Genomic DNA, 9,091 nt, shown 5'->3' with positions numbered 1-9,091 from the left:
ACATTCAATAAATATCCCTAGTAAGTGCAAACTTAATTGCACTAATTCAAAAATTAAAATACCTAATACATGCCATCATTACACCTAAAAAAAATTACTTTGATTAGGTCACAATAGGTTATAACTAATCAAAAGCCGTCTAGAAAAGACAAGAAGTATGTAGTTGGTTACACGGTGCAATTGCTAAAAAATGAGGCACTATCCTACATTTTTAAAAGGCCATTTGGATAATTTGGAAATAGAGTTTCTATGAAAAAACTTGAACGAAATAAATATCTCATAGATAAAAAAATTTAAATAGACTATGGGATAATTAAACCAATCTTATAGTATCTCTTTATAAGTGCAAAGACAAAGCTACAAAACAGAAAAACCCAACTTCTTGTGAGAAAGTTGGGTTAAGCTTTTTTTAAATATTTTAAGCACTAAAATCCGTTGTTTTTATCTTAGTGCAAAATACTCGGAGAATTAATATTTTAAATTAACACAACAAAGAATTTGAAACTAATAGAGAAGAAAATCAATTACCTTTTACCCTCTCTTTACACATTTACTTAAAACTGAACGAAATACCCGTTTTCTCAAGCTCCGTATAACTAAGGTGATTTGACATCTTAAAATAATAAGCATAGTAACGCATAATCTGATTCTCATCTTCTAATCCTTGTACAACTTGATACAAATCATCTACAATGTAATGAATCATATTATAACGATCAGGTATAACTACATTACTTGATAAATCCATTAGACCAAACTGTGAATCATACGCTCTGCGAAAGCGAACAAACTTAAGATCTTTTAAAACAGTCAAAGAGTGATACTCAGGCTGTATAATCCAACGTTTATTTAAAGCATCCCATAATCCGGTGCGCAATTCATCCTGCAACTGATAACTCACATAATAATAGGGTTCATTGATAAATCCAATGTTTCGAACTTTGTGAAATTGACTATCAACAGGAAAATCTTCTTTGGCAATAATCTCATACTTGTTTGGCCAGATCAAATCCTCATAGCTTGTCACACTGTAACTTAAAGGATCTGGAAGATAATCTTTCAATACTCCCGTTGTGGTTAAAATATAAAAGTCATTTGTTGTTCTAGTTTTATCACTTGGCAAAACCTCTATTAAAAAGAAATTATTCGAAACTACTGCATCAATATTGACAACATTTTGCCATATCTCTAAAAGAGGTCTATCTTGTTTTAAATCCAGACTTTTTAGGTGTACAGGCAAAGGCATATCAAACTGCTCATTAACAAAATAACGCCCACTTGTCTTAGTATCTCTATAAATAGTAGGCGGATTTTTCCAATGACTCTCATTAATTTTAAAATACACCAAATGCTCCTTGCCTTTATAAGTTATCGGAAACACGCGACTTTGAATTAACTCATAAGATTTTATCTTCTTGCCAAGAAGATTATAAGTCTTTACTTTATCTGCTCTTAATTGACGTACCAACTTGAGCTTGTGATCATAAGTGCCTTTAAAATTTGAAAGCAATTTGACAAAGCTATTGACTTTTGCTTTATACAAGTGATGTCCTATTTGAATGAACTTAGATGATAAAGCTTCTATTGGTATTTTTTGCAATCCCTGTGTTGATTTCAAACTTGAGCTAACCCTGGCTATAGTTTGATTGGTTTCTAAAACAAACACACTGTGTCTAGCTCTGTTTACATCTTTATCAAATAAAGGGCTAAAAGAAGAATTCCTACTAAGAATATTGAAGTTTGGCAAAAACTTCCACTCCCAAAAACGCGTTTTAACTGTATAGTATCGCAAAGCTGAAACTACCGTAAATTTCCTAACCACATACAACTCTATAGATCTAAAGCGAAACCCTACCACAACTTTATTCTTTGTATTAATCACACCTACCTTACCTTTGTTATCAGTGACAACTGCAAAACCAGTAGAGGTGAAAACTTTTGCAGATAAATATTGCGGAGCAATAACTACGTTCTTGGCCTGATCCCAATAGCCGTACAATTTATTCTTTGCCAAAAAAGGAACGAGTTTTTGACTTTTTAATCCATTTTTGTAGTTCATAGCAGTTGAGATTTTAAAGCTTTAAGAGATGGTAAAAGTTACTTATTTTTCTTTTAAATTACTACTCTACATTTGATAAAAAATAAGAAAGGGACAATAAAATAGACTTTAGAGCAACTCTGAGAAAAAAACACCTAAGAATTAACTACACTAGCCAATGTTAATGATAAAGAGAAAAAACTTAATAGTATCCCAAAGTACAAGCATCAGTTTATTGACCTATATCAAAAACAATCACTATTGTAGAACTTTAACACTAAATTATTTATACCAATTCTAAATAATTGTTATTTTTGTCTACAATCAATTTAAAAACTTATGCCTTATAATAATGAAATAGTAACCTATAGTCAAGGTCCAAATGCCGTTGGAGGTATATATGTAAAAGACCACAATTGTTTAGGCAAGAAGTCGCAAATGATAAATCACACCCATAGAGATGATTACTACGTAATTAGTATTGCGACAAATGGTGCTATGGTAATGGATTGCGAATTAAACAAATTCCAAGTAAAACGCAATAGCATTTTAATAGTAAAACCTTACCAAATACATAGCTTACGCGAGATTACCGAAGACTATAACGGATACTTTTTAGGTGTACAGGATTTTCGAATTCCAAATCACCTAAGTGATTTACTCTTTACTATTCCTGGCAATAAACAATTGATTAGCATTTCTGAAGAGGATCTAAGTCTACTGACTCAAACTTTTGATTTAATGCGTTGCTATATGAAAAAGGACAATACATATCAAACGCAGATTATCAATGGGTTGTTTTCCACTGCCCTACACAAAATATGTTCTTTGGTGGAATCTGAACATCCAATTACAGATTTAGCTTTGTTGAGTCAACCCGCTTTAATTACTTCTAAATTCAAGCGTTTAATTACCCATCAAACACACTTAAATTTGCCTTCTTTCTTTGCAAGCCAGCTCAATATAACTACGGCTCATTTAAACGATTGTGTCAAAAAAACAACAGGGCAAACTGCTAGCTATTGGTTAAAGAAATCCATTATTGACGAGGCCAAAAGATTACTGTATTATACAGATAAAACAGTCAAAGAGATTGCCTTTAATTTGGGCTTTGAAGATCATACCTATTTCTCGCGTATGTTTAAAAAAAACACCTACCAAACACCTTTAGAGTTTCGCATAGAGTATAGATAACCTCAATTATCTATATCCCTCTATGGTTGCTCTTTTGCCTTTCATTTTACTTTTACAAAATGATCTATAACTACCTCTTGTGTCCTCTACTGACCATTACACAGAGCAACACCTATAATTATGCGTTTTAAGATACTATTTAAATAATATTCTTTGATTTGTTATTCTATCAAAAGGTCTTTTCAACTTAATTTTACTAACATCATACAATTGATAATTAAAAAACACATTAGACAAGAGTAGTTACTATCTTATGGGGATGGTAAATAGAGTAGTTAATTTTAATAATAAATTGACTACTCTTTACTTGAAATGAATCATTTTTACTATCAACACGTTGATAGACATAAATACAAACAAGTTTAAAAGATTATACTTTATTACTTTTTTTTACACCTCACACCTGTCAAAATCGGTATGAGGTTTTTTTATAAATAAATTTCCAAATACCTTTTTTTGTCCAATGAACTCCTTTATACTCCCATTTATTTAGAATGACTTTTAATAGACCTTTGCTACAGTAAAATTAAAAGTCGAGAATTATGCCAAAAATACCAAAACTTATAGGAACATTAGTCAAGACTGCTTGGAGTAAAATGTTTATTGAAGTCACAGTTAGTGAAAAAGAGCAAATAAGCGACAACCTACTTAGAATAAGATTTAAAGCAGATATACAACAAGCTAAATACGAAATCGGACAAGCTATACTCATGCAGATTTCCGAGACAGAATACAGAAACTATACCCCAAGTGAATACAATCGCGAACAAGGTTATTTTGACGTTCTATTTCATCAACAAGCTGACGGGCCAGGCACTCGCTTTTTTAAAGATATCCAAGTAAATGACAAACTGACCTCAAGCATTCCAAGAGGGCAAAATGTCTATGATAAAAATATAGATTACCATTTTTTCTATGGAGATGAATCGTGTATTGGATTCTGTCTATACCTGCAACAACTCTTAAACAAAGATAACAAAACTCTAAAAGGCATACTGGAGGTTAACGATAAGAACAAAACATATATTGGAAGTGAACTCAGTCATATTGAATTTGTTGAAAAATCTTTAAGCAATAAAGCGCAAACGGCTATTGAATATATCGATTCACTCAACGAGTTTCAGTGGAATAGAATACAACATGGGCAGTTCTACATTATGGGAAATGCAAAGAGTATATCCAAATTCAAAAAAGCATTACGCGAGAGAGGTGTTTCAAATAACAATATTGTTACCCAACCTTTCTGGGTAGAGGGTAAAGTAGGACTATAACAATAGCTCCTTGCACAAAAAAAGCGGTTAATCCTTTACCCGGTAAAGCAGAGAAGATAAACTACAAGAATAATCGATTAATTGAAGATAAGTGGCGTTGCCCTAAAACTTTAAAACAAGCTATAAAACAACAACCTGCATAAAATTCAACCTTATAACAACCCAATACAAAAACGACAAGACAGAGTCTTACCATATAAAATCCAGATATGTGTTGTGTAAGTGGTACAGTGACTACCTTACTGTACCACTTTTTATTATTTTGTATCCCTATACTTTAACAAAGCCAGATAAGGGTCACCTGAAAGATTCAGCAATTTAGCAAAGGCAGGTTCTGTTTTCATCCCAGCTTTTTTTAGTGCAATTACTTTTTGCTTAAATAAAGCCCCTTTTTCAAGTAAAATTTTGTACTCAACTATCATATGCTGATAGCCATTTTGCTGCTCTACAGGCCTATTTTGAGCGAATAACTCAATGGGATATCCTTGGATTTGCAAATTAGCTACTACCGTTTCTACACCCCCTATTAAGCAGCTACAAGACTGGTAGAAATCATATTCTTTAAAGCGCTGATCTATATCATCCAAAAAGGCATCTAAATCTTTTGCTTGACAACAAATATCTAAATCACTGCCTTCTACAGCAATATCTATTGGAAAGGTACCTATTAACACAGGGTTATACCCCTGTAGTTTATCCATTATTCTATATTCTGTGAGTAATCGATAAATCTCTTGTTGTTGCACAGTACCACTTTTTAGATAGGCAAGGTTCTTAAAATTCATAGACGATGTTAATAACAATATGATGACGCAGCAAAGTAAACAATTTAAACCAAAATTAGCTAGCCTGTAAATGGTTATACTCCCTCTTAAGAGGATCTTTACCATGTAGTATGCTATACTTACGGTAATCAATGAGTACCCGATTTTGAAAACAAATTAATGATCACTACACCTAAAACAATGCACGAAATCCCCAAAATAGCAGCAGTGTCTAATTTTTGATTGTACAAAAACACACTCAATAGACTAACAAGTACAATACCAATACCAGACCATAAGGCATAAGCAATACCTATAGGGACGGTTTTTAAAGTAAGGCTTAAAAAGTAAAATGCTATAACATAACCTAGTAGAGTCAGCACACTTGGCCAAAACTTAGTAAACTCATGCGTCGCCTTTAAAGCGCTGGTTGCAATCACTTCAAAGACAATGGCAACAAACAAGAAAAGATAGTCTTTCATCTTATGGATATTATATCATTTAATTGGGCAAAAATACAAGTAGATTATCCGTTTTGTTTTTGACATAAATCAAAAAAGGTTATCTATGCACAGTGGCGTAGATAACCTTTTAACTATAGTAAAAGAGAATATTAAACTCTGCGAATACGGCTCAATGTCTCTTGTGAAATACCCAAATAGGAAGCTATATTACCCAAGGGAATACGGTGAAAGTCATCCCCTAATTCTTTAATTAAATTATAATAGCGTTCACTAGCACTCATGGTTTGTAAGCCAAAAGCCCTTTGTTCTAATTGCAAGCAATAATCCTCGGTTGATCTACGACTGATAAGATTTAATTCAGGATGTTCTCTATAAAGCCTTAGCAATACTTGATTGGAAATTGCGTGAACGATGCAGTCTTCCATACATTGTATGTACTCAAGTGATGCACGACTTTTGTACATTTGATAAGTAGATCCCATAATAGTATGCTCAAAGGCAAACCACACATCTATTTCTTTTTCTGAAACTAGATAATAACCACGTACAAATCCTTTTTCCAATACATATAGACTTCCTGAGAGTTGTCCTTTCTTTAAAAGTAACTCTCCTTTTTTCATATGAAATGTCTGTACATTCTTCTCCAAAGCATCTCGACACTGAGAAGATATATAGCCATATTGCTCGAAAAGTCTAATTAAAACATTCATAGTGGTTCAATCTTGTAACTATTTATTTATTCAGTCTAATATACCAAAAATGTGGCACATTCTCATACAAAAATGTATTTACTGCCTTAAACCCAGCCTTCTCCAAGACGTTCTTCGATCCTTTGTTCCCAACTTCTGAAATAGCGTGAATAGGTAATAGAGTTAAATACTTATCAGCGTAAATTAAACAAGCAAGAGCTGCCTCTGTAGCATAACCTTTACCCCAGGCATCATACACAAAGCGATATCCAAAATCAAGATATTCTTCAACGCCGTTAACACCATTGTTAATGTATTTAAACCCAGTCCATCCGATAAATGTATTAGTCTGTTTCTCAATTACTGCCCATCTACCTATACCAAAATCCTTATATTGTTTGGTAATAAAACTAATCATCTGTGCAGCTTGAGTTTTATTCTCTAATGGCTTTTTACCTAAAAATTCTTGAACGCGTATGTCGCTATCTAACTTATAAATACCCTCTAGGTCATTGTCCTGGATTGGACGAATCAGCAATCGCTGCGTTTCAATATTATGCTTCATTTTCCTTGTTTTTTAAAAAAGATACTATAAACTCTGTGCGTTGTTCGACTGAAGATTTAGGCACCTCTACCAAAGAATATCCATATCGCAGATAAGTTTGCCTGATCACCTCATAAGTCTTTATGGCCAATGACATATCTTGTTTGCGCTGTTTGTCTTGAGTGTAAATCTCTTGCCATGGCGGTAATATAAACACTGTTGGATTAAACGAAAGTTCCCTGGCAATTTGCCTTTGCAGTTCCGTCACTTGTAATTGTTCTAAAGTAGCATAGCCAATACTATCAATAATTCCCCTATCCCATAACACAAGCTCAGAAGAATCACAGTCTTGATAATCAGACACCGATCGACTCAACATGGCTTGATAAAAAAGCTGTTTGTCTTTCCATGGCAAAACTTCGCTATTTGCCAATTGCTCCACTTGAATAATAGCTCTACCTACCTCAGGCATAATCTGGTATCCCTTCTTCTCTAATGCATTTAATAAAGTAGTCTTTCCACTACCTGGTCCACCAGTAAATATATAAAAGTTTGATTTGATCATTTCTTTATAGTTTAATTTGTTTTGCAAGGATCAGATGTATCCATAGCAAAAAACATTACAAAATAATTTATATACTCTAAATACTTGGGAAAAACGAGAAGTAGAAAAAACTGTAGTAGAGCCTACATACTCCTCTAAAGCAAGTCGTCTAAATAAGAAATACCTCTTAGAATAAGGTGATTACAAAAGTACAAAAAAAGCATTGTAATTAAAAAACACTTTAAACAACTCATACTTATCTAAGTTAAGCTCCCACTAAAAAAACTATCAAAAGTAGCTAAAGAATATTTTATTACAAGTGAGCTTCAATAGCATAAACCAAAGGTACTTTATCACCCAAAGGTTTAATCTGATATTTCCCAGGAGCTATCTCTATAATCTGATTAAAACATGGATATGGAGAATAGTTAAATTCTTGAAAAACACTAATTGTCAACCCATTCGATATTAATCCTTGCATTACATCAGATAAACTGTGATTCCAATTAACTGTTTTAAATGTCTTGTGAGCATCTTTATCGGCATAGGTTCCACTTTCTACTTCCACAATATCTTCAACGTTGAAATAAGAATACGCAATTTCACTAAAATTATAATCATACATCCATACAAAGGGATGAAACTCTACCAACACAAATTTGCCATCCACCTTTAGGTATCTTGATACCACTTTTGCCCACTGAAACATATCAGGTAACCAACCTAACACACCGTAACTTGTATATACTATATCAAACTGCTCACTCAACATTGTAGGTAATGCATAAATATCACTGCAAATAAAACGTGCATTTAAACCTAATTGTTGTGTAAGTGCGTTTGCTTTCTCTATTGCCACCTCAGATAGATCAACACCAGTAACCTCTGCTCCCATTCTAGCTAAAGACAGAGTATCTTGGCCAAAATGACACTGCAAGTGTAAAATCTTTTTACCTTTTACATCACCCAGCAAATCAAGTTCTATATCATTTAAAGAAGATTTACCTTTTAAAAAATCTTTCATGTTATAAAACTCAGATTCAATATGTAAATCAACTTTTTCATTCCAAGTCTTTTTATTTACTTGTATATAATCACCGTGTGTATTCATACTTATATCAAGTTTAAGATATCTACTTATTATTAATCTAATATAGAAATTGAGAATTTAAAACTAACGAAAAAAAAGACTTCTTCTCTCTTAAATCTCCCTTGTTCTTATAACCAAAAATACAACATACGCTTTAGTAGATTCCAAAGCATTTATTTGAACCTTAATTCACTGTTGTAAAGATCTATGCATAATTACTTTTTACCACTAACTTTTAGTTTAAAAAAAGTTACTTCACAAAACCCCTGCAATCATAAGGTTTTGAACGATTATAAGTAAAAAGCTTAAAAAAATAAAAGATAAATATTTTTAAAATAAATAGTTTTTGGCACGAATATTGAAAATATGCAAAATACAAACCTGATAATAAGCAGAATAAAGGTTTTCAAGTATCAGTTGTAGAATAAACAAGTAAGTATTTTTTTTTCATAATTTTTTTTTATCTGCTAAATCTAGTAGTCAATAGTAAAAT

The 9,091-nt window shown here is 32.4% G+C and carries 9 protein-coding genes; 2 read left to right on the top strand and 7 right to left on the bottom strand.

The features are described from left to right. Positions 1-550: 550 nt before the first annotated feature. The gene (locus GOQ24_RS03990; protein WP_155092262.1) at positions 551-2,059 is read right to left on the bottom strand and encodes a WG repeat-containing protein; all 1,509 of its coding nucleotides are present in this window, start codon (positions 2,057-2,059) and stop codon (positions 551-553) included. A gap of 318 nt (positions 2,060-2,377) precedes the next feature. Here GOQ24_RS03990 and GOQ24_RS03985 point away from each other — a divergent pair, with 318 nt between their 5' ends. Both GOQ24_RS03985 and GOQ24_RS03980 read left to right on the top strand, forming a co-directional pair. After that, positions 2,378-3,232, top strand: a complete 855-nt coding sequence (locus GOQ24_RS03985) for a helix-turn-helix domain-containing protein (protein WP_155092263.1) — start codon at positions 2,378-2,380, stop codon at positions 3,230-3,232. Between the two features lie 542 nt (positions 3,233-3,774). After that, positions 3,775-4,503, top strand: coding sequence for an FAD-binding oxidoreductase (locus GOQ24_RS03980; RefSeq protein ID WP_155092264.1), 729 nt, complete (start codon positions 3,775-3,777; stop codon positions 4,501-4,503). 257 nt (positions 4,504-4,760) lie between these two features. Here the strand turns inward: GOQ24_RS03980 and GOQ24_RS03975 are convergent, their stop codons facing one another. The 6 genes from GOQ24_RS03975 to GOQ24_RS03950 all read right to left on the bottom strand — a co-directional run bounded on the left by GOQ24_RS03975 (position 4,761) and on the right by GOQ24_RS03950 (position 8,619). Beyond that, complete coding sequence (locus GOQ24_RS03975; protein WP_155092265.1) at positions 4,761-5,288, bottom strand: DUF4269 domain-containing protein; 528 nt, start codon at positions 5,286-5,288, stop codon at positions 4,761-4,763. A 128-nt stretch (positions 5,289-5,416) separates the two neighbouring features. Beyond that, the gene (locus GOQ24_RS03970) at positions 5,417-5,749 is read right to left on the bottom strand and encodes a DMT family transporter (RefSeq protein WP_155092266.1); all 333 of its coding nucleotides are present in this window, start codon (positions 5,747-5,749) and stop codon (positions 5,417-5,419) included. 131 nt (positions 5,750-5,880) lie between these two features. After that, positions 5,881-6,441, bottom strand: a complete 561-nt coding sequence (locus GOQ24_RS03965; protein ID WP_155092267.1) for a Crp/Fnr family transcriptional regulator — start codon at positions 6,439-6,441, stop codon at positions 5,881-5,883. Positions 6,442-6,463: 22 nt separating this feature from the next. Beyond that, a complete protein-coding gene (locus GOQ24_RS03960; RefSeq protein WP_155092268.1) occupies positions 6,464-6,985 on the bottom strand; it encodes a GNAT family N-acetyltransferase in 522 nt (173 codons plus the stop codon). Next, the gene (locus GOQ24_RS03955; protein ID WP_155092269.1) at positions 6,975-7,529 is read right to left on the bottom strand and encodes an AAA family ATPase; all 555 of its coding nucleotides are present in this window, start codon (positions 7,527-7,529) and stop codon (positions 6,975-6,977) included. The genes GOQ24_RS03960 and GOQ24_RS03955 overlap by 11 nt, the downstream gene beginning before the upstream one ends. Positions 7,530-7,821: 292 nt before the next feature. Then, on the bottom strand, positions 7,822-8,619 hold the full coding sequence (locus GOQ24_RS03950) for a class I SAM-dependent methyltransferase (RefSeq protein WP_155092270.1): 798 nt from the start codon (positions 8,617-8,619) through the stop codon (positions 7,822-7,824). Positions 8,620-9,091: the final 472 nt, after the last annotated feature.

It is taken from the genome of Myroides sp. LoEW2-1, from assembly GCF_009767705.1.
Taxonomy (GTDB): Bacteria; Bacteroidota; Bacteroidia; order Flavobacteriales; family Flavobacteriaceae; genus Flavobacterium; species Flavobacterium album_A.
The sequence above is the reverse complement of the archived record's forward strand: the minus strand, read 5'-3'. Positions and strand labels throughout refer to the sequence as shown.

Coding starts and splice junctions, on each gene's coding strand:
- GOQ24_RS03965 (WP_155092267.1), bottom strand. CDS start 6,441: ATGAATGTTTTAATTAGACTTTTCGAGCAATATGGCTATATATCTTCT.
- GOQ24_RS03970 (WP_155092266.1), bottom strand. CDS start 5,749: ATGAAAGACTATCTTTTCTTGTTTGTTGCCATTGTCTTTGAAGTGATT.
- GOQ24_RS03960 (WP_155092268.1), bottom strand. CDS start 6,985: ATGAAGCATAATATTGAAACGCAGCGATTGCTGATTCGTCCAATCCAG.
- GOQ24_RS03955 (WP_155092269.1), bottom strand. CDS start 7,529: ATGATCAAATCAAACTTTTATATATTTACTGGTGGACCAGGTAGTGGA.
- GOQ24_RS03985 (WP_155092263.1), top strand. CDS start 2,378: ATGCCTTATAATAATGAAATAGTAACCTATAGTCAAGGTCCAAATGCC.
- GOQ24_RS03980 (WP_155092264.1), top strand. CDS start 3,775: ATGCCAAAAATACCAAAACTTATAGGAACATTAGTCAAGACTGCTTGG.
- GOQ24_RS03975 (WP_155092265.1), bottom strand. CDS start 5,288: ATGAATTTTAAGAACCTTGCCTATCTAAAAAGTGGTACTGTGCAACAA.
- GOQ24_RS03990 (WP_155092262.1), bottom strand. CDS start 2,059: ATGAACTACAAAAATGGATTAAAAAGTCAAAAACTCGTTCCTTTTTTG.
- GOQ24_RS03950 (WP_155092270.1), bottom strand. CDS start 8,619: ATGAATACACACGGTGATTATATACAAGTAAATAAAAAGACTTGGAAT.